The 19,407-nt window shown below is 74.8% G+C and carries 14 protein-coding genes; 5 read left to right on the top strand and 9 right to left on the bottom strand.

The features are described 5' to 3' along the window. Positions 1-68: 68 nt before the first annotated feature. Both ACFY2K_RS27445 and ACFY2K_RS27440 read left to right on the top strand, forming a co-directional pair. Positions 69-482 (top strand): VOC family protein, encoded by a 414-nt coding sequence (locus ACFY2K_RS27445; protein ID WP_350503315.1) that lies wholly within the window; start codon positions 69-71, stop codon positions 480-482. Positions 483-630: 148 nt separating this feature from the next. Continuing rightward, entirely contained in the window at positions 631-2,991 is a 2,361-nt protein-coding gene (locus ACFY2K_RS27440; protein ID WP_375886521.1) for an ATP-binding cassette domain-containing protein, read from the top strand. Between the two features lie 48 nt (positions 2,992-3,039). Here the strand turns inward: ACFY2K_RS27440 and ACFY2K_RS27435 are convergent, their stop codons facing one another. From ACFY2K_RS27435 to ACFY2K_RS27425, 3 genes are all read right to left on the bottom strand, one after another. Beyond that, on the bottom strand, positions 3,040-3,546 hold the full coding sequence (locus ACFY2K_RS27435) for a GNAT family N-acetyltransferase (protein ID WP_375886519.1): 507 nt from the start codon (positions 3,544-3,546) through the stop codon (positions 3,040-3,042). Positions 3,547-3,620: 74 nt separating this feature from the next. Continuing rightward, a complete protein-coding gene (locus tag ACFY2K_RS27430; protein ID WP_387714867.1) occupies positions 3,621-5,498 on the bottom strand; it encodes an endonuclease/exonuclease/phosphatase family protein in 1,878 nt (625 codons plus the stop codon). Positions 5,499-5,749: 251 nt separating this feature from the next. Then, positions 5,750-6,646 carry a Gfo/Idh/MocA family protein gene (locus tag ACFY2K_RS27425; RefSeq protein ID WP_387714919.1) on the bottom strand — a complete coding sequence of 299 codons (897 nt, stop codon included), beginning with the start codon at positions 6,644-6,646 and terminating at the stop codon, positions 5,750-5,752. Between the two features lie 242 nt (positions 6,647-6,888). Here ACFY2K_RS27425 and ACFY2K_RS27420 point away from each other — a divergent pair, with 242 nt between their 5' ends. Together ACFY2K_RS27420 and ACFY2K_RS27415 are read left to right on the top strand one after the other, a co-directional pair. Next, the gene (locus ACFY2K_RS27420) at positions 6,889-8,178 is read left to right on the top strand and encodes a hypothetical protein (RefSeq protein ID WP_387714864.1); all 1,290 of its coding nucleotides are present in this window, start codon (positions 6,889-6,891) and stop codon (positions 8,176-8,178) included. Positions 8,179-8,214: 36 nt separating this feature from the next. Next, the gene (locus ACFY2K_RS27415; protein ID WP_387714862.1) at positions 8,215-9,375 is read left to right on the top strand and encodes a glycosyltransferase family 4 protein; all 1,161 of its coding nucleotides are present in this window, start codon (positions 8,215-8,217) and stop codon (positions 9,373-9,375) included. Here ACFY2K_RS27415 and ACFY2K_RS27410 read toward each other — a convergent pair. Further along, the gene (locus ACFY2K_RS27410) at positions 9,353-10,033 is read right to left on the bottom strand and encodes a LuxR C-terminal-related transcriptional regulator (RefSeq protein WP_387714859.1); all 681 of its coding nucleotides are present in this window, start codon (positions 10,031-10,033) and stop codon (positions 9,353-9,355) included. The two genes, ACFY2K_RS27415 and ACFY2K_RS27410, sit on opposite strands and share 23 nt — an antisense overlap. Further along, positions 10,021-11,337, bottom strand: coding sequence for a sensor histidine kinase (locus ACFY2K_RS27405; RefSeq protein ID WP_387714857.1), 1,317 nt, complete (start codon positions 11,335-11,337; stop codon positions 10,021-10,023). Before ACFY2K_RS27405 ends, ACFY2K_RS27410 begins: the two co-directional genes overlap by 13 nt. Before the next feature lie 252 nt (positions 11,338-11,589). Here ACFY2K_RS27405 and ACFY2K_RS27400 point away from each other — a divergent pair, with 252 nt between their 5' ends. Further along, on the top strand, positions 11,590-12,093 hold the full coding sequence (locus ACFY2K_RS27400) for a hypothetical protein (protein WP_387714854.1): 504 nt from the start codon (positions 11,590-11,592) through the stop codon (positions 12,091-12,093). 15 nt (positions 12,094-12,108) lie between these two features. Here the strand turns inward: ACFY2K_RS27400 and ACFY2K_RS27395 are convergent, their stop codons facing one another. The 4 genes from ACFY2K_RS27395 to ACFY2K_RS27380 all read right to left on the bottom strand — a co-directional run bounded on the left by ACFY2K_RS27395 (position 12,109) and on the right by ACFY2K_RS27380 (position 19,406). Continuing rightward, a complete protein-coding gene (locus ACFY2K_RS27395; protein WP_380524430.1) occupies positions 12,109-13,380 on the bottom strand; it encodes an erythromycin esterase family protein in 1,272 nt (423 codons plus the stop codon). 88 nt (positions 13,381-13,468) lie between these two features. After that, complete coding sequence (locus ACFY2K_RS27390) at positions 13,469-14,410, bottom strand: LLM class flavin-dependent oxidoreductase (protein ID WP_380524431.1); 942 nt, start codon at positions 14,408-14,410, stop codon at positions 13,469-13,471. 98 nt (positions 14,411-14,508) lie between these two features. Then, the gene (locus tag ACFY2K_RS27385) at positions 14,509-16,293 is read right to left on the bottom strand and encodes an ABC transporter ATP-binding protein (protein WP_380524432.1); all 1,785 of its coding nucleotides are present in this window, start codon (positions 16,291-16,293) and stop codon (positions 14,509-14,511) included. Beyond that, on the bottom strand, positions 16,290-19,406 hold the full coding sequence (locus tag ACFY2K_RS27380) for a lantibiotic dehydratase (protein WP_387714849.1): 3,117 nt from the start codon (positions 19,404-19,406) through the stop codon (positions 16,290-16,292). Before ACFY2K_RS27380 ends, ACFY2K_RS27385 begins: the two co-directional genes overlap by 4 nt. Between the last annotated feature and the right edge of the window lies 1 nt (position 19,407).

Here is a 19,407-nt window from a genome sequence, read left to right as displayed (position 1 = left end):
CGGTTTCCCGGGGAGGCGATCAGTTTTCGAGAAGCGCCCGCCCGGGGGCCGCGCCTAGCGTTGCAGTCATGAACGACATCAGCATTCACTGGACCTTCCTCCCCCACACCGACCCCGAGGCCTCGCTCGCCTTCTACCGCGACCTGCTCGGCTTCGAGGTCCGCCAGGACGTCGGCGGCGGCCCGATGCGGTGGATCACCGTCGGGCCCGCCGGCCAGCCCGGCGTGTCGCTGGTGCTGGAGCCGCCCTTCGCGGACCCGGGCATCACCGAGGACGAGCGGCGTACCATCACCGAGATGATGGCCAAGGGGACGTACGCCCGGGTGGTGCTCGCCACCGCCGACCTGGACGGCGTGTTCGACCGGTTGAAGTCCGGCGGCGCCGAGCTCGTCCAGGAGCCGACCCTGCAGCCGTACGGCGTCCGCGACTGCGCCTTCCGCGACCCGGCGGGCAACATGGTCCGCTTCAACGAAGTGCGCTGACCCCTCCCGGGCCCGCCCCGGCCGGGACCGACCGGCCGGAGCGGGCCCGGGGCGCCGCCCGACGCCCCACCGAAGACCCACCGACGCCCCACCGAAGACCCACCGAAGTACCGCCGAGAAGCCACCGAGACACGGAGCGAAGACCACGATGGCCGAGCCGCACGCCGCCGACAGCCACGACCTGATCCGCGTGCACGGGGCACGCGAGAACAACCTCAAGGACGTCAGCGTCGACATCCCCAAGCGCCGCCTGACGGTGTTCACCGGGGTGTCCGGCTCCGGCAAGAGCTCGCTGGTCTTCGACACCATCGCCGCCGAGTCGCAGCGGCTGATCAACGAGACCTACAGCGCCTTCGTCCAGGGCTTCATGCCGACCCTGGCCCGCCCCGAGGTGGACGTCCTGGAGGGCCTGACCACGGCGATCCTGGTCGACCAGCAGCGGATGGGCGCCGACCCGCGCTCCACCGTCGGCACCGCGACCGACGCCAACGCGATGCTGCGGATCCTGTTCAGCCGGCTGGGCACCCCGCACATCGGCTCCCCCAAGGCCTTCTCCTTCAACGTCCCGTCGATCAGCGGCGCCGGCGCGGTGACGGTGGAGCGCGGCGGCAGGACGGTCAAGGAGCGGCGCAGTTTCAGCATCACCGGCGGCATGTGCCCGCGCTGCGAGGGCCGGGGCAGCGTCACCGACATCGACCTCACCCAGCTGTACGACGACACCAAGTCGCTCGCCGAGGGCGCGATCCTGATCCCCGGCTGGAAGCCGGACAGCTGGTGGACGGTCGGGGTGTACGCCAACTCGGGCTTCCTGGACGCGGACAAGCCGATCCGCAGGTACACCAAGAAGGAGCTCCAGGACTTCCTCCACCGGGAGCCCACCAAGGTCAAGGTCAACGGGGTCAACCTGACCTACGAGGGCCTGATCCCCAAGCTCCAGAAGTCCATGCTGTCCAAGGACAAGGAGGCGCTGCAGCCGCACATCCGGGCCTTCGTGGAGCGCGCCGTCACCTTCACCTCCTGCCCGGAGTGCGGGGGCACCCGGCTGAGCGAGGCCGCCCGGTCCTCGAAGATCGGCGGTGTCAGCATCGCCGACGCCTGCGCGATGCAGATCAGCGACCTCGCGGACTGGGCCCGGGCACTGGACGAGCCCTCGGTGGCGCCCCTGCTCGACGCGCTGCGGCAGGCGCTGGACGCCTTCGTGGAGATCGGCCTCGGCTACCTCTCGCTGGACCGCCCCTCCGGCACCCTGTCGGGCGGCGAGGCGCAGCGGGTGAAGATGATCCGCCACCTGGGCTCCTCGCTCACCGACACCACGTACGTCTTCGACGAGCCCACCACCGGGCTGCACCCGCACGACATCAGCCGGATGAACGACCTGCTGCTGCGGCTGCGGGACAAGGGCAACACGGTGCTGGTGGTGGAGCACAAGCCGCAGACCATCGCGATCGCCGACCACGTGGTGGACCTCGGTCCCGGGGCGGGCGCGGCGGGCGGCACGGTGTGCTTCGAGGGCAGCGTGGCCGGGCTGCGGAAGAGCGGCACCGTCACCGGCCGGCACCTGGCGGACCGGACGGCGCTGCGGGCGGAGGTGCGCAAGCCCACCGGCTCACTGGCGATCCGCGGCGCGGACAGCCACAACCTGCGGGACGTGGACGTGGACGTCCCGCTCGGGGTGCTGACCGTGGTCACCGGGGTGGCGGGCTCGGGGAAGAGTTCGCTGATCCACGGCTCGATCCCGCCGAGCGAGGGCGTGGTCTCGGTCGACCAGGGGGCGATCAAGGGCTCCCGGCGCAGCAACCCGGCGACGTACACCGGGCTGCTGGAGCCGATCCGCAAGGCCTTCGCCAAGGCGAACGGGGTGAAGCCGGCCCTGTTCAGCGCCAACTCGGAGGGCGCCTGCCCGACCTGCAACGGCGCCGGCGTGGTCTACACCGACCTGGCGATGATGGCCGGGGTGGCCACCACCTGCGAGGACTGCGAGGGCAAGCGCTACCAGGCCTCGGTGCTGGAGTACCGGCTGGGCGGCCGGGACATCAGCGAGGTGCTGGCGATGTCGGTGGGCGAGGCGGAGGCGTTCTTCGGCGACGGCGAGGCGAAGCTGCCGGCCGCGCACCGGATCCTGGAGCGGCTCGCCGACGTCGGCCTGGGCTACCTCAGCCTCGGGCAGCCGCTGACCACGCTGTCCGGCGGTGAGCGGCAGCGGTTGAAGCTGGCCACCCACATGGCGGACAAGGGCGGGGTCTACGTCCTGGACGAGCCGACCACCGGGCTGCACCTGGCGGACGTCGAGCAGCTCCTCGGCCTGCTGGACCGGCTGGTGGACTCCGGCAAGTCGGTGATCGTGATCGAGCACCACCTGGCGGTGATGGCGCACGCCGACTGGATCATCGACCTCGGGCCGGGCGCCGGGCACGACGGCGGCCGGGTGGTCTTCGAGGGCACCCCGGCCGAGCTGGTCGCGGCCCGCTCGACACTGACCGGCGAGCACCTCGCGGAGTACGTGAAGTGAGACGTCCGTGAAGCGAGGATCAGGTGAGGCGAACCGCCGGGGCGCCCGCTACCCGAGCGGGAGGACCATCTCCAGGATCCGGGCCCGCTCGTCCAGCACGTACGGCGTCTCGCCGCCCGTGCAGGTGAAGCCGCGCCGCCGGTAGAAGGCGGCGGCGCGGTCGTTCGCCTCGTGGACGCCGAGCAGCATCCACTCGGCGCCGCCCTCCCGCGCCCAGGCGATCACCGCGTCCAGCAGGGCGTCGGCGACGCCGCGCTCGCGGCCGCGGTGCGCCGGGTCGACCCAGACGCCGATCAGGTCGACGGTCGCGGTCTTGCGGCTGGGGATCGAGAGCATGGTGGCGACCCACCGGTCGTCGCCGTCCACGGCGACCAGGCCGATCCGGCCGGGCTCGTTCAGCCAGTCCGTACGGGCCCGCCAGTTGCCCTCGCCCTGGAGCTGCGCGTACGCGTGGGTCTCGCCGAACGCCAGCGGGGTGTCGAGGAGCTGGGCCAGCCGGATGGTGCGCAGCCGCTCCCAGTCGTCGCGGCCGATCCGTTCGATCCGGTACTGCACGTCGTCCCCCGTCGGCGAAAAGCCTCCGCCGTCGGCGGTCGCCGACGACGGAGGCAGGATAACCGCAGCTCAGGTCACGGCTTGAGGCGGACCACCTGCGGGTCGTGGTCGCTGGCCTGCTGGGCGAACTCGGCGTTGATGTGCACCACGTCGTACTTGGCGTAGCCGAGCTCGGGGCTGACCAGGACGTGGTCGAGCACCTGGGAGTTGCCCTGGTAGACGTAGGAGTACTGCTCGGTCTCCGGCAGCTCGTTCACCAGGTCGCGCAGCACGCCGCCCTTGGTGAGCGCGGCCAGCGCGGGCGAGAACTGGTAGTCGTTGAAGTCGCCGAGCGAGACGATCCTGGCCTGCTTGTCGGCGGCCAGCAGCCCGGCGACGAAGGCCTGCTCGACGGTGGCCTGCTTGACCCGCTGCACCTCGGAGCTGCGGGTCGGGGCCTGGAAGCGGCTGTCGATGCCCTGGTCGCCGCCCTTGCTGTTGAAGTGGTTGGCGATCACGAAGACCTTCTGGCCGCGGAACGCGAACTGGCCGACCAGCGGCTTGCGGCTGTTGGTCCAGGCGTCGTCGGTGGGCGCGATCCGGCCGGGCGAGGCGGTGAGCGCGGTGGCGGCGCCGCTGCCGGTGACGCCGACGGCGGCGGTGGCGCTGCCGCCGGGGATGTCGGTGAAGGAGACCCGCTGGGGGTTGAACAGGAAGACCTGGCGGATGTTGCCGCCGGGCTCGCCGCCGTCCTTGCCGTCCTGGGGGTCGACCGAGCGCCAGTCGTAGGCGGGGCCGCCGGCCGCCTTGATCGCGGCGAGGAACCTGGCGACGGTCTGGCTCGCGTCGACGGTGCCGTCGCTCTTGGCGCCGTTGTTGTCCTGGATCTCCTCCAGGGCGACGATGTCGGGCGAGCGCAGGTTGGTGACGATGCCCTGGGCCAGCTCGGCGAACTTGGCGTCCGGGTTGGTGGCGGCCAGGTTCTCCACGTTGTAGGTGGCGACGGTGAGTTCGCGCTCGCCCGCCTGCGGGGTGACCTCGCGCTGGAGGTGGTTGTCCTTGAGGGTGCCGAGGGTGCCGGCCACCAGGGTGTAGCCGCCGAAGGAGTTGTAGTCCAGCGGGCCGGTGGTGGTGCCGGTCAGCTCGTCGCCGACGTTGGCGACCGGGAAGGGCTGCTGGGTGACGGCGGCCTGCTGCTGCACCATCAGGCGGCCGACGTTGGGCTCGCGGTAGGACTCGTAGAGCACGCCGCCGCGCTTGCTGCGCTGGTCCTGGCGGTCGGCGGCGACCCAGAGCTCGTTGTACTTGTCGGTCGCCTGTATCACCCGGACGTCCTTGACCTGGACGAGCATGCCCTCCAGCGACTCGTAGAAGTCCAGGGCGTACTTCTCCGGGTCGAGCCGACCGGCGTCGATGCTGCCGTCGGGCCCGGCCGGCGGGGCGTAGGTGCCGGGGATGTTGCGGGTGTCCACCACCACGGGGGCGGGCAGCGGGTTGCCGGCCGAGAGCACCGTGACGGCGGGGCCGGTGAGCTCGGTGACGGACTGCGAGCCGCCCGAGGAGTTCGGGTAGTACTCGGTGACCTTTCCGCTGACCAGCACCGAGTCGCCGACCTTCACGGTCGGGTTTCCGCCGGTGAAGACGAAGATGCCCTCGCTGGTGGCCGGGTCGGCGTCCGGGTTCGGGTCCTGCAGCCAGAATCCCTTGGAACTGCCGTACGCGCGCACACCGGTGACGATTCCGGGCACGCCGGTGACCGGCTTTCCGGCCTGCGGGGAGACCCGGGTGGTGCCCTGGATGTCGTGGATCCGCAGCGGACCGGCCTCGGTGGGCGCGGGCGGGGCGGCGGCCGCACCGGCGGCGACGGCGGACGGCAGCGGGACGAGCACCAGCGAGACGGCGAGTGCGGCCGGGGCGACGGCGGCGCGCAACAGGGCGGCTCTGCGGGGGCGGGGGGCGGAGGCGGTGGTCACCGGGGCATGGCTCCTAGCTCGGGCAGCGGACGCTACTCGCGTAGAAGGAAGGTCGGGAGAGAGCGGGGGACGGCTCCCGTTCCCCCGCGGCGCCCTCAAGATACGCGCGTAGAAAATGCCCCGACAAGACCTCGTCAATGAACTGTCGGTTCCGGCCCGGTGACGTGCGGAAGCGTCGATTCGGCTCTTTCCCAGGCTCCTTCCAGCAGCCGCCCAGCAATTCCCCAGTTTGACCGTGCCTTTGCCCGGCTTTACCCGATCCGTTCCACGATCAGCTCGCACAACTCATGGGTGCGCAGCGCGTCGTGGGCGTCCAGGGTCTTCCCGGCCCGGACGGCGTCCAGGAAGCCCAGCACGCACTGCTCGATCCCGCGCTGACGGGCCACCGGAACCCAGTCGCCACGCCGCCGGACGGTGGGCTGGCCCCGGTGGTCGATGACCTCGGCGAGGTTGCGCACCTCGCGCTTGGAGTCGCCGCCGGAGACCTCCAGCACCTCCTCGGTCGAGCCGGAGACCCGGTTCATGATGCCGAGTGCGGTGAAGCCCTCCCCGCCGAGCGTCAGCACCACGTGCTCCACCAGGCCCTCGCGGTCCTTGCGGGCCCGGACGTCCACCTGCTCGATCTCGCCGGGGACCAGGAACCGCAGGGTGTCCACCACGTGCACGAAGTCGTCGAAGACCAGCGTCCGGGCGGCCTCGGGCAGGCCCTCGCGGTTCTTCTGCAGCACGATCAGGTCGCGCGGGCGCTCCAACGCCTGGGCGTAGCCGGGGGCGTGGCGCCGGTTGAAGCCGACCATCAGCGAGCGGCCGGTGCGGTCGGCGAGGTCGACCAGCCGGCGGGCGCCGTCCACGGTGTAGTCGAGCGGCTTGTCCACGTACACGTCCACCCCGGCGCCGAGCAGCCGCTCGACGATCGGCACGTGCTGGTCGGTGGCCGCGTGCACGAAGGCGGCCCGGATGCCGCTGTCGATCAGCGCGCCCAGGTCGGTGAACCGGCTTGCGGCGTCGATCCGGTGGGTCTCCCCCAGCCGGTCCAGCTTGGCCCGGTCCCGGGTCATCAGGCGCAGGTCGAGCCCGGGCAGGGCGGTGAGCACCGGCAGGTACGCCTTCTGCGCGATGTCGCCGAGGCCGATCACCCCGACCGGCAGCGGGCCGGCGGGGACGACGGTCGAGGTCATGGGGGCTCCTGGGGTGCGGCCGGTCATGGTTCCGCCACCCTACGCGGTCCGTCGTACGGCGGTTCGGGCACGATCCCCGGCCGGGGTCGGGTGGGTGCGGGCGGGGCTCGGCGGGGCCGGTCGGTGGGGCCGGGACGGTAGGGGAAACCCGACCACCGTTCCTCGACCTGGCTGTCATGACGTCACCCACCCGCCGCGGCTGCAATGGTGAGGTGCTCACTCACCAGCCCCGCCGGGCTCCGGGAGCGGACGGGCGCAGGTGGTACTGGTGCGCCGGTTGGCTCGCCTGCGCCGCCTGGGCCGCCGTGTTCCCCCTCGTCTCGCCGCTCGGGCCGCACCGGACCTGGGGCGCCGTCGCCGCGGTCGGCTACCTCCTCGCGGCGGTCGCCGTCCTGCTGCCCGCGCGGCGGGACGCCCCGGCCCGCTCGACCGCGCTGGCCCTGGCCGGGGCGGTCGTCCTGCCGCTGCTGCTGCTGGTGCTCTCCGGGGCCGGGCAGAGCGAGGTCGGGGTGATCGAACGGTCCGGCTCGCTGCTGCTGCACCAGGGCTCCCCGTACCTCGACGAGCCGCGCACGGTGGCCGAGGTGACGCCCTACCTGCCGGCGATGGCCCTGCTGGGCGTGCCGCGCGCGGTGCTCGGCGCCGACGGCCTGCCGGCCCGGCTGGCGGGCGATCCCCGGCTGTGGTGCGCCGCCGTGTTCCTCGGCGGCCTGTGGCTCGCCCACCGGGTGCTGCGCGCCGCCGCGCCGGAGGACGGAACGGGCACCGGACGGAACCGGGGCCCGGTACCGGCCGGGGCGGCCCTCCCGGCCCTCGCGGCCCTGGTCGCCTCGCCGGTCGTGGCGCTGCCGCTCGCGGTCAGCGGTGTCGACCTCCCGCTGACCGGCCTGCTCTGCCTGGCCCTCGCGCTGGCCTCGGCGGGCCGCCCGGCCGCCACCGGGCTGGCGCTGGCCGCGGCCTGTGCGCTCAAGTGGACGGCCTGGCCCGCGGTGGCCGTCGCCGTCGCCCTGCTGGCCGCCACGGCCGGCCGGCGAGCCGCCGCCTGCGGCTGCGGCACGGCGCTGCTCGGCACCGCCGCCCTGGCTCTGCCCGCCGCCCTGCTCGCCCCCGGACCGATGGTCGCCCAGGTGCTGGCCTTCCCGCTCGGCCGCGGCGAGTTGCGCACCGAGGCCGCCAGCCCGCTGCCGGGCAAGCTGCTCGCCGACCTCGGCCCGGCCGGCTGGTGGGCGGCGCTCGCCCTGCTGCTGGCCGCCGGCCTGGCCGTCGCCGTCTCCCTGGTGCGCCGGCCGCCCCGCTCTCTGGTCGCCGCCGCCGACCGGCTGGCCCTCGGCCTGGGCGCCGCCTTCCTGCTGGCCCCGGCCGGCCGCTTCGGCTACCTGGCGCTGCCCGTCGTGCTGGCGCTCTGGGCCCGCGTCGTGCCCGGGGCTCGCCCGGTTCCCGCCGCCGCCTCCGCCCCGGCCCCGCGGACCGGCGCCGACCGCCCGAACCCCCTCTTCGTCTGACCGACCACCCCTCCCGGATACGAGGCACCGACACCCATGGGCACCACCCTGATCGTCACCAACGACTTCCCGCCCCGGCAGGGCGGCATCGAGACCTTCGTGCACGCGATGGCCGTCCGCGTGCCGGACCACGACGTGGTCGTCCACACCTCCGCCGAACCGGGCGCCGCCCGGTACGACGCCACCCTGCCCTTCCCGGTGGTCCGCGACCCGGCCCGCACCCTGCTGCCCACCGCCCGGGTCACCCGCCGGACGCTGGAGATCGCCCGCGCCCACGGCTGCGACCGGGTCTGGTTCGGCGCCGCCGCGCCGCTGGCCGCGATGGCGCCCGCGCTGCGCCGCGGCGGGATCGAACGGAGCGTCGCCACCACCCACGGCCACGAGATCTGGTGGGCCCGCGCCCCGCTGGCCCGCCGGCTGCTGCGCCGGATAGGCGACCACGTGGACGTGGTCACCTACCTCGGCGAGTACACCCGCCGCCGGATCGCCCCCGCGCTGGGGCCGCGGGCCCGGCTGGAACGGCTCGTCCCCGGTGTGGACGCGGGGACGTTCCGGCCCTCGGCGGAGCACCGCCGGGCGGTCCGCGCCGAGTACGGCCTCGGTGACGCCCCGGTGGTCCTCTGCGTGTCCCGGCTGGTGCCCCGCAAGGGCCAGGACGCCCTGATCCGGGCGCTGCCGCTGATCCGCCGGAGTGTCCCGGACGCCGTCCTGCTGCTGGTCGGGCAGGGCCCCGACGAGCGGCGGCTGCGCGGGCTGGCGGACCGGCTCGCGCCGGGCGCCGTGGTGTTCGCCGGCGGACTGGAGCACGACGCGACCGCCCGGTACTACGCGGCGGCGGACGTCTTCGCCATGCCGTGCCGGACCAGGCGGGCCGGCCTGGAGGCGGAGGGCCTCGGCATCGTCCTGCTGGAGGCCGCGGCCGGCGGCCTGCCCGTGGTGGCCGGCCGCTCCGGCGGCGCGCCCGACGCCGTCCTGGACGGCCGGACCGGGAGCGTGGTGGACGGCCGGTCCGTGCCGGCCGTGGCCGACGCCGTCACGGCGGCCCTGCTGGACCGGGACCGGGCCCGGGAGTTCGGGCGGCGGGGCCGCCGCTGGGTGGCCGACCAGTGGTCCTGGGAGGCCTCGGCCGAGCGGCTCACCCACCTGCTCACCCCCGGCGCGGAGCTGCGCCCCGTCACCGCCCCGCCGGCGGGATGACCGGCCGCCCCCGCAGGTACGCCAGCACCGCCAGCACCCGCCGGTTGCCCTCCACCGGGTCGACGTCCAGCTTCATGAAGATGTTGCCGGCGTGCTTGACCACCGAGGCCTCGGTGACGGTCAGCCGCTGGGCGATCGACTGGTTGTTGAGCCCCTCCGCCATCAGCCCCAGCACCTCCCGCTCGCGCGGGGTGAGCCGCTTCAACGGCTCGTCGGCGGTGCGCTGCCCGAGCAGCACCCGGACCACCTCCGGGTCCAGCACGGTCTGCCCGGCCGCCACCCGCTCCAGCGCGTCGATGAAGTCGGTGACCTCGCCGACCCGGTCCTTGAGCAGGTAGCCGAGGCCGCCCCCGGTGGCGGAGTCCTCGCCGAGCAGCCGGGTCGCGTAGGCCGTCGCCACGTACTGGGAGAGCACCAGGACGGGCAACCCCCGGTGCCGGGCGCGCAGTTCGACGGCGGCCCGGAGCCCCTCGTCGCGGAAGTCCGGCGGCATCCGGACGTCGGTGATGACGACGTCGGGCCGTTCGGCGTCGACGGCCCGGGCCAGCTCCCCGGCCTCGCCGACCGCGGCGACCACCCGGTGCCCGACCCGGCCGAGCAGCTCCACCAGGCCGGCCCGCAGCAGTACGGCGTCCTCGGCGAGCACTACCCGGAGCACGGGACCTCCACGCGCAGTCGGGTCGGTCCGCCGACGGGGCTGGTCACGATGAGTCGTCCTCTCAGGATGGCCACCCGGTCGGCCAGCCCCTGGAGGCCGGCGCCGGCGGCGGGATCGGCCCCGCCACGGCCGTTGTCGGTGACGAGCAGCACGAGCTTCCCGTCCTCCAGGCGCGCCGCGACGTCGACCTCGCCGGCGCCGCTGTGCTTGGCGGCGTTGGTCAGCGCCTCGGTGACGGTGAAGTACGCGGCGGTCTCCACCGGGCCGGGCAGCCGGTGCGGCAGGTCGATGTCGACGGTGACCGGGACGGGGTGGCGCAGCGCCAACTCGGCGACGGCGGCGGGCAGTCCGTGGTCGGTCAGCACCTGGGGGTGGATCCCGCGCACCAGGGTGCGCAGCTGCTCCAGCGCCCGCCGGGCCTCGCCGCGGGCCCGGGTGACGAGTTCGGCGGCGGCCGGCTCCCGGCCGCGCAGCTCCAGTTCGGCCAGGCCCAGGGTCATGCTCAGGGCCACCAGCTGCTGCTGGGCGCCGTCGTGCAGGTCGCGCTCGATCCGGCGCCGCTCCGCCTCGAAGGCGTCCACCAACCGGGCTCGGGAGCGGGTGAGTTCGGTGACCCGGCCGCTCAGGTCCTCGTCCCGCGCCGCGAGCAGCAGCTGCGCCGTCCACACCTGCGCCCCGGCCAGCAGGGCCCCGGTGTAGGCGCAGAGCACCAGGCCGAGCAGCCCGGCGGCGGTGCCGGGCAGGGCCGCGAGCGGCTGCGAGATCGGCTGACCGGGGATCAGCATCACGGTGTCCGGGCTGACCGCCCACACGAACACCGGCGCCGCCGACAGCAGCAGCGAGAACCCGAACAGCGCGACGAAGCCGAGGCCGCTCGCCGTGAACAGCACGGCCTGGACCAGCAGGTACGCCAGTTCGCGCCAGGTGGCCCGCTCCCTGAGCCTGCTCCGCAGCCGGACGGCCGCCCCCGCGCCGGGCAGCGCACCGTGCGGGTCGGCCAGCGGCACCGGCTCGACCAGCAGCAGCCGCCGCCGCTCCAGCGCGCCGAGCGGCACCCCGAGCACGGCCGTCCCGGCCAGCACCAGCAGGCCGATCCCGACCACGGACAGCCCGAGGCCGACGAACAGCAGCACCGCGAGCAGCACCAGCACGGCGGTGCCCTGGAGGGTGCCGGTCAGCAGGAACGCCCAGACGCGCAGCGGCCACGCCGACCACAGGAAGCCCAGCGGCCGCCGTCGCAGCTCCGCCCAAACGGTGACTGTCCGGACGGTGACCGACCGGACGGTGACCGGCACGGCGCTCACGGCACTCCCCCTCCCCGGACGCGTACGAACCCTGCGGCCCGACCCTACCGGGCGACGGGCCGACGGCGGTTCGGGGGCGGTTCGGGGGCCTCCGGGTCGGGGGCCACCGGGACGGGTGCGGCCGCGGTCCGCCCCTGCCGATCATGCCCGCGAGGGCATGGCGTGATAGCGGAATCGGTCTTGGAAGGGACGGGCCCGCAGGTCATAGCGTCGAGGGAGTGCACACCAGGGTTCTCGACGAAAGGGTCCACCATGGCCACCACCGCACGCAGCAGCAGGCACCTGACGGCCAGGAGGATCGTCGCCGCCTCCTTGGCCACCGCCGCGATCGGCCTCGCCGCCGTGGGCAGCGCGGACGCCGACGCCCCGCGGCCGGGCCGCGTCGAGGTGCTCGAACTCAAGCTCCAGAACGACCAGTACGAGACCGTGGACGTCGGCCCGGCCGGGCCGAGCCTGGGCGACCAGGACGTCTACTCCGGCGGCACCGTCCAGGACGGCCGCACCGTCGGCCGCGGGGGCGGAAGCTGCCAGGTCGTCCAGGTCCACGGCGCGGAGGTCACCAAGCACTGCCTGCTCACCATCGAGGTCGAGGGCGGCTCGCTGACGATGCAGTCGCTCTGGACGAACGGCTCGGGCGCCCCGCTCGACATGGCCGTCACCGGCGGTACGGGCGCCTACGGCGGCGCGCGCGGCACGGTCCGCTTCTGGGACATCGGCACGCCGGACGAGCGGGCCCGGGTCGAGATCCAGCGCTGATCCGCCGGCTACCGGTCAGCGGCTGCCGGGCTCCGGGGGCAGTGGCAGGGGCCGCGTGCAGGTGGAGCGGCGGACGTAGGCGAGGCCGTCGTACTCCTCGGCCAGCACCGTCGGCGCCAGTTCGAAGCGGTAGCTGAAGCGGGGCACGCCCGCGCCGAAGCTGCGCAGGTAGTGGCGTTCGGCCAACCAGGCCTCGACGGCGGGCTCGCCGCGGGCGGCGCGCAGGTCGATCAGGTGGTCGTCGCGGTGGGCGGCGGCGAGCCGGCCCTCGACGGACTTCGGTCCGCCGCCGCCGATGCCGTGCCGGCGCGGCGGGCGGGCCCGGGTGGAGCCGGTGCGGGCCCGGAAGGCGCCCTTGCCGAGGAGCAGGCCGAGGGCGTAGTAGCCGTCGCCGTAGCGCTCCCGGAGGTGGCGGCCCATGGCGGGGACGCCGGCCGCGTAACGGCCGGTCATCACGTGGCTGTTGTGGGCCCACACGGCCGTCCGCAGCCCGGTGCCGTCGTGGAGTTCGGCGACGGCCTCGGCCATGTGGCGGTCCCGGGCGGCGAGCGATCCCTCCTCGGTCCTGCCGTCGGTGCCCAGCGGTGGGCGGCGGGCCAGGTCGGCGGCCCGGACCAGGTTGCGGGCGTGGGCGATCGCCCGGTCGGTGGCGGCGGCACCGGCCAGGGCCGCATGGTCCTCCCGGCGGTCCACCAGTTCGTCGAGCAACTGCCGGGCACCGGCGTGCAGTTCACCGCCGCCTTCGAGGTCCCCGGCCGGTGTGCTGTCGCCGATCGCCCGCAGGGTGCGGTGCACGGCGGCGGCCCGCTCGGGCGCCACCTGCCGGAGGAAGGCGTGGACCTCCTCGGCCGATCCGGCGCTGCGCTGCGGATCGACGCCGACGAAGCGCACCCGCCGGGCCTCGGGCAGCGCCCGGTTGTGCTCGCGCAACCATTCGACCAGGGCGAGCACTTCGTAGGTCTTCCAGGTCCAGAAGCCCAGCCGGTCCAGGGCGGTGACCGGGTCGCCGGTGCCGTACCGGACGTAGGCGTCCACCGCCCCGGCGGAGGCCGCGCTGGCCTCCATGGCCAGGGCCCCGAAGTCGAGTTCGCGGACCAGGAATTCGAGCAGCCGGTGCTTGAGCCGGAAGAACTCGGCCGTCCCGTGGGTGGATTCGCCGAGCCCGACGACCCGGGCCTCCCCCAGCACCCGGCGCAGCGGAGCCAGGTCGCCGGCCGGAGCCCCGGCATCCAGGCTGTCGAGCGGGACGGCGTTCGCCGCCAGCCAGTCCGTCACGTCATCGCCCATGTCCGCCCCTTCCGCGCCGCCCCGGCATCCGATCCTACGCGAACGAGTGGGCGGGTCCGACCACGGGAGCCCGGGATCTGACGCCTGATCAACAGTCTTTCCTCCGAACGGCGTCGAGGATCTCCCGGAGGTCCGCCAGCGCCGCCCCGGCCCCTTCGGCGACGGCCACGCCCGCGACGTTGACCACCACCTCGTCGACCCCGGCCCGGCCGTAGGCGGCCAGGCCGGCCGCCACCGCGTCGGCGTCGCCGTGGACGAAGGTGCCGGAGTCGACCAGGGCCCGGGCGCCCAGCGAGGGGCTGGACGGGTGCACCCGCAGCCCGGCCCGGCGGAGCATGTCGGTGTAGTGCGGCGAGGCCAGGTGCGCGTGGGCGGCGTCGTAGGCGAGCCGGTACGGGTTGCGCCCCGGGCGGTCCAGGGCCGCGTGGACGACGGTGACCAGCCTGGGCACCGGCCGGCCCGCCTCGGCCGCGCCCCGGGCCAGCGCCGGGGTGAGGACGTCCCGCAGGTACCCGGGCGGGGTCATCCAGGTGATGGCCGCGTCGGCCTCCCGCCCGGCCACCCGGGCCAGCGCCGGGCGGAGCACTCCGAGGCCCAGCTCCACACCGGGGTGGTCGAGTTCGTCCGGCAGTCCGCCGTGGGCGGCCCCGGCGAGCAGCGCCCGGACGGTGCGCAGGTACCCGGCGGCCGCCTCGCCGGGGCGCGGGTAGGGCGCGCCGCGCAGTTCGGCCACGAAGTCGGCGGCGCCCGGCCCGAGGCCGAGGACGGTCCGGTGGCCGGTCAGCCGGGCCAGCGAGCGGGCCTGGAGGGCGGCGTCGAGCTCGTGCCGCAGGGGCATCAGCGCGACGGCGGTGCCCACCGGCACCCGGTGGCCGAGCCCGGCCAGGTAGGCGAAGGCCTGGTGGGTCTCCAGGCGCAGTGACTGGCCCTGCCACAGCCGCGCCGCCCGGCCCTCCCGCACGAGTTCGGCGTACGGGACGAGCTGGGCCGGGTCGCTGGGCATGACCGGGAGGACGACGGAGATGGGCACGGGTCGGCTTTCGGTGCGGGGACGGTCGGAACCGGGACGGGCAGCACGGCGGCAGTCGGTGCGTCGCGGGCAGTACGGGGACGGTCAGTACGGGACGGTCAGTGCGGGGCACTGTCGGCGAGGTAGCCGGCCGCCTGGAGGCGGAAGAGCCGGGCGTAGACGCCCTCGGCCCGGAGCAGTTCGTCGTGGGTGCCCTCCTCCGCCAGCCGGCCGTTCGCGACGACGACGATCCGGTCGGCGATCCGGACGGTGGAGAAGCGGTGGGCGATGACCAGGGAGGTGGACTCGCCCGCGATCTCGCGCAGCCGTCCGAAGATCTCGGCCTCGGCCTCGGCGTCGATCGCGGCGGTCGGTTCGTCGAGGACGACGATCGGGGCCCGGCGCATGAACGCCCGGGACAGGGCGATCTTCTGCCACTGGCCGCCGGAGAGCTGGTGGCCCTCCTCGAAGTGCCGGCCGAGCATGGTGTCGTAGCCGCCGGGCAGGGCGTCCACGACGGGGGCCGCGCCGGCCGACCCGGCGGCCTGCCGGACCCGGTCGAGGTCGTCCAGCGACTCGACCCGGCCGAAGCCGATGTTGTGCCGCACGCTCATCTCGTAGCGGATGAAGTCCTGGAAGATCACGCCCATGTTCCGTTGCAGCCCGTCGATGTCGTACTCCTCGATCGGGACGCCGTCGATCAGGATCTGGCCGCCGGTCGGCTCGTACATCCGGGTCAGCAGCTTGACGACGGTGGTCTTGCCGGCGCCGTTCTGGCCCACCAGGGCGACGCAGGCGCCGGCCGGGATGCGGAAGCTGAGCCGGTCCAGGACGGGCCGGTCGGTGCCGGGGTAGCGGAAGCTGACGTCACGGAACTCGATGCCCTCGCGCAGGGTGGCCGGGAAGGGCCGGTCGCCGCCGGCGATCCGGCGTTCCGGGAGGTCGAGGAAGCCGAACAGGTTGCCGAGGAAGAGGGTGTCCTTGTAGAGCGCGGCGGCGCCGAGCAGCAGTCCGTGCGCGGCCACCTGCACCGTGCCGATGGCCTGGAGGTAGCCGGCCAGCTCGCCCACCCGGCTGCCGTCGGCGGCGTCCCGGATCGCCCACAGCAGGGCGCCGGAGGAGGCGAGCACGCTCAGCAGGCCGAAGCCGCCGACGGTGACGGACTGGCGGCGGGCCACGCCGCGGTCGATCCGGAAGAAGCGGTGGACCAGCTCCCGGTAGCGGTCCAGCAGGTAGGGGCCGAGCTGGAAGAGCCGGACCTCCTTGAAGGAGTGGTCGGTGGTGGTCAGGTACTGGTAGTAGTACAGCCGCCGACGGTCGGCCGTACGGGCGTACTCGATCTCGAAGACCTTGTGGCCGAACGCCATGTGGGCGATCACCGAGGGGACCGGGGCCGCCAGGATGACCAGCGCCACCCAGGGGCTCCAGGCGAACAGCACCGCGCTGACGGACAGCAGGGTGACCAGTTCGCGGGCGGCCTCCAGCATCTCGGCGAACAGCTGGTAGACGCGGCCGCCGTTGCTCTCCTGGAAGGCCCGCTGGAGCTTGTCGTACGCGTCGGCGTCCTCGTACTGCTGGAGATCCAGGGTGATGCCCTTGCGCATCACCTGCTCACCGATGCTGGTGGTGAGTTCCAGGCGCAGCAGCGAGTCCAGGTACTGGACGGCGATGCCGAGCAGGTGGCCCGCCACGGCGAGGGCGAGCAGTTGGTAGCCGGCCCGCAGGGCGTCGTCGCGGGCCCCGGCCACGCCGCCGACGGCGTCCGCGACGCTCTGCACGACCTGCGCGGTGAGCGCGATCTGCAGGCCGGGGACGGCGGCGTTCAGCACGGTGCAGAGCGCGTAGCCGGTGACCTTGCCGGGGCTGAGCCGCCAGAACAGCGCGATGACGCGCAGCCAGGTCATCGTCCGCCCTCCCGTCCGGTGCCGCGGCCGCCGCTCTCGGCGCCGTTCTCGGCAGCGTCCTCGGCAGCGGCCTCGGCGGCGAGCCGGCCGCGGACGGCGCGCAGGGTGTGCCGCCACAGGCCGTAGGCGCGCTCCTCGCGGGCCAGGTCGATCGGCAGCAGCCGGTTGACCTGGAGGTGCGCGAGGCTGGCGAGCACCTGCCGCTCGCTGCCGACCAGCCGCCCGGCCCCGGCGGCCCGGCGGACCGCCGCCGCGGCCGCACCGGCGGCGGGCCGCTGGGCGGCGAAGGCCTCGGCGAGCAGCAGCCGGTGCCGGGCGCCCTCCTCGTGCGGGCGGCGCGGCCAGGGCCGCAGCAGCTCGCAGAGATAGTCGCGGTCGGCGCGGAAGGACCGGCGGACGGCCTCGTCGTCGGCCCGGCCGCCAGGGGCGAGGTCCGCGCGGTCCGGCAGCGGGACGCCCCACTGGGCGTACAGCAGGTCGACGGCGGCGACCAGCAGCGGCTCGGGCCGCAGGTCGGGGCGGCCGGCGAGCAGCCCGACCGAGGCCTCGCTGCTGGCCTCGAAGAGCCGCTCGACGGCGTCGTAGCAGTCGGCGCCGCCGTAGCGGGCGACCTCGGGCGCGTAGGAGGCCACCGTGAGGTCCCGGGCGAGGCCCCGGCCCGCCAGGTCACGCCCCCAGGCGAGCAGCCGGGCCAGGGTGCGCGGCGCGTCGGCGCTGCGCACCCGCAGCCGCAGGTGCGGGTGGGGGTCGGCGTAGCGGAGGTAGAACCAGCGGTCCAGCAGGCCCTCGGCACGCAGCTCGGCGAGCAGGTCGGGCAGCGGGCCGGTGAGGATCTCGTCCTGGCGCTCCGGGCCGGCGTACACCTGGAGGAACGACCACTCGCCGCCGGGCAGGTGCCGCGGCACCGGGGCGGTGGTCCGGCCGCCGGCCGGGTGGCGGGCGGCCGAGGCGGCGTCCCGGACGATCAGCGGGACGACGACCTCCTCGTGGTGGCGCCGCCCGTGCCCGTCCGTCAGCCAGAGCCGGTCGTGGACGGGCAGCAGCTCCTGGAAGGTCAGCGCCGCGCCCGGTCCGAGCGCCTCGCGCAGTTCGGGGAGGGTCTGCGGGTGGTCGAGGTCGAGCAGCAGCCGGTTGTCGTCCTCGACCAGGTAGACGTGCCGGGGGACGTTCCAGCGGGCCCGCCAGGCGGCGGGGTCGGCGAGGTCGGGCGCGGTGAGCCGCCACTGGGCGGGGCGGAGCACGACCCGGCCGCGGACCACCCGGGGGAGGAACGGCGCCCGGGCGAGCCGCCCCCAGCCGAAGGCGACCGGCAGCACGTACCCGTCGTAGGACACCTCCAGCAGGAACCGGGCCGTGTCGGGGGCAACCAGCGGGCTGAGCATGTGGTGCTGGGCGACGACCACCTCCCGGCCGAGCCGCCGGGACCACAGGTAGAGCCGGCCCTCGGTGGCGCCGAGCAGCAGGTCGTCGAGCGGGACGACCCGGTCCGGCGGCACCGACGGGGTGCTGTTGACCGGGATCTCGTACGGCCGGATCCGCGGCCGGACGGCGACGTTGGCGGCGCGGCCCCAGGTCGGCCGGAAGGCGAGTTCGGCGTGCACGGCGTCGGGGAACAGCGCCTCCTCGCGCCGGGCGTACGCGCGCAGCCGCTCGACGGCGCCGTCCCCGAGCAGGTCGAAGAAGCGGCCGAAGGTGCGCCCGCCCTGGGCCATCCCGTCGGAGCGCAGCACGGCCCGCCACTCGCCGCGGTCGATCGCCTCCCGGTCGGCGGCCTCGATGCTCAGGTAGGCGTCGACCACCGGCAGGACGGGTGCGGTGCCGGGCTTGCCGGGCGGGGCGAGCCGGTCCAGTCTGGCGTCGGTCAGCTCGACCTCGAACGCCCGCTCCCACCAGGCCTCCTGGGCGAGGTCGAGCAGGGCGGCGTCGAACCGGGCGGTGTCCGGCGGGGTGGTGGTGGGCGGCAGGTCGAAGGCGCGGCCGGGCTGGGTGTAGAGCGGCGGCGCGTCCAGGCCGGTGTCGGCGCCGAGCACCTCCAGGACGGGCACCCGGGCGCCGGCGCCGTAGCGTTCGACGAACTCCTCGCGGTAGCGCGCCAGGTGCTGGTGGTCGGTGCCGGAGGCGGCGGCCAGCCGCAGCAGTACGTCGACCGCGTCGGCGGCGGCTTCGCCGACGGCACGGTTCAGGGTGGGTGTGCGCAGGTCGAGGGCCGCGTCCAACTGGTAGGTGCGGCCGCGGTGTTCGGGGACCAGCGCGGTCTGGGCGGCGGCCAGCGCGCGCAGGCCCGCGACGTCGTGGGCGGTCCGGGTCAGGTCGACGACCGCGCGCAGGCCCTCGGCCACGTCCTCGGCCCCGGGCAGCCCGGCGACCTTCTTCAGCAGGTACTCGTCGGGCCGGGCCTCGGTCTGCGGCGGGCGCAGGTCGCTGCCGAGGAAGCCGAGCTCCCACAACTGGCGGACCAGACCGGTGACGGCGTCCTCACCGGCCTCCGGGAAGGCCTCGGCCAGTTCCGCGACCAGCCGCCGGTACGGGACGGGCGCCGCCGCGGTCCCCAGCGCGAGCCGGACCGGACCGGTGGCCCGGATCCGGACTGCCCGCTTGTCCTGCTCGCCGTGCACCTCGGTGAAGGGCAGCACCATCCGGTCCCCGGCGAGGTGCGCGGTGGAGTTGGCGACCACGTCGAGGTGGGGCAGCAGGGCCTGGTCGCCCTCCAGCCGGTGGACGAGCGCGAACAGCCACTCCAGGTCGCTGCGGACCCGGGTGGCGCGGACCGCCGGGCTGCCCAGCCGGGCGGTCGTGCGGTCGCCGAACTCACCCATCGCGACCCCGGCGAACGCCCCGAACGGGGTGGGGCGGGTGGACATCCGGGTGAGGTAGCGCAGCAGCGTGGAGTGCAGGCGCCGGGTGCGGCGCCCGTCCGCCCGGTCGGGCCGCTCCAGGGCGGCCACCAGGTCCTCGCTGGCCACCAGCAGCGCCCGGCGGACCTCCGGGTCCTCGGCGAGGGCGAGCAGTTCGGCCCGGGTGCGGGCCGGGTCGGCGTTGATCCGGTGGTAGGCGTCGACCGGCAGCGCGGGCGCGCGCAGCAGGAAGAAGTCGGCGGGGACGTACCGGGACACC

The organism is Kitasatospora sp. NPDC001309 (genome assembly GCF_042896295.1).
In the GTDB taxonomy this organism is placed as follows: domain Bacteria; phylum Actinomycetota; class Actinomycetes; order Streptomycetales; family Streptomycetaceae; genus Kitasatospora.
Note: the sequence above shows the minus strand (reverse complement) of the source record. Positions and strands in the feature narration are given on the sequence as shown.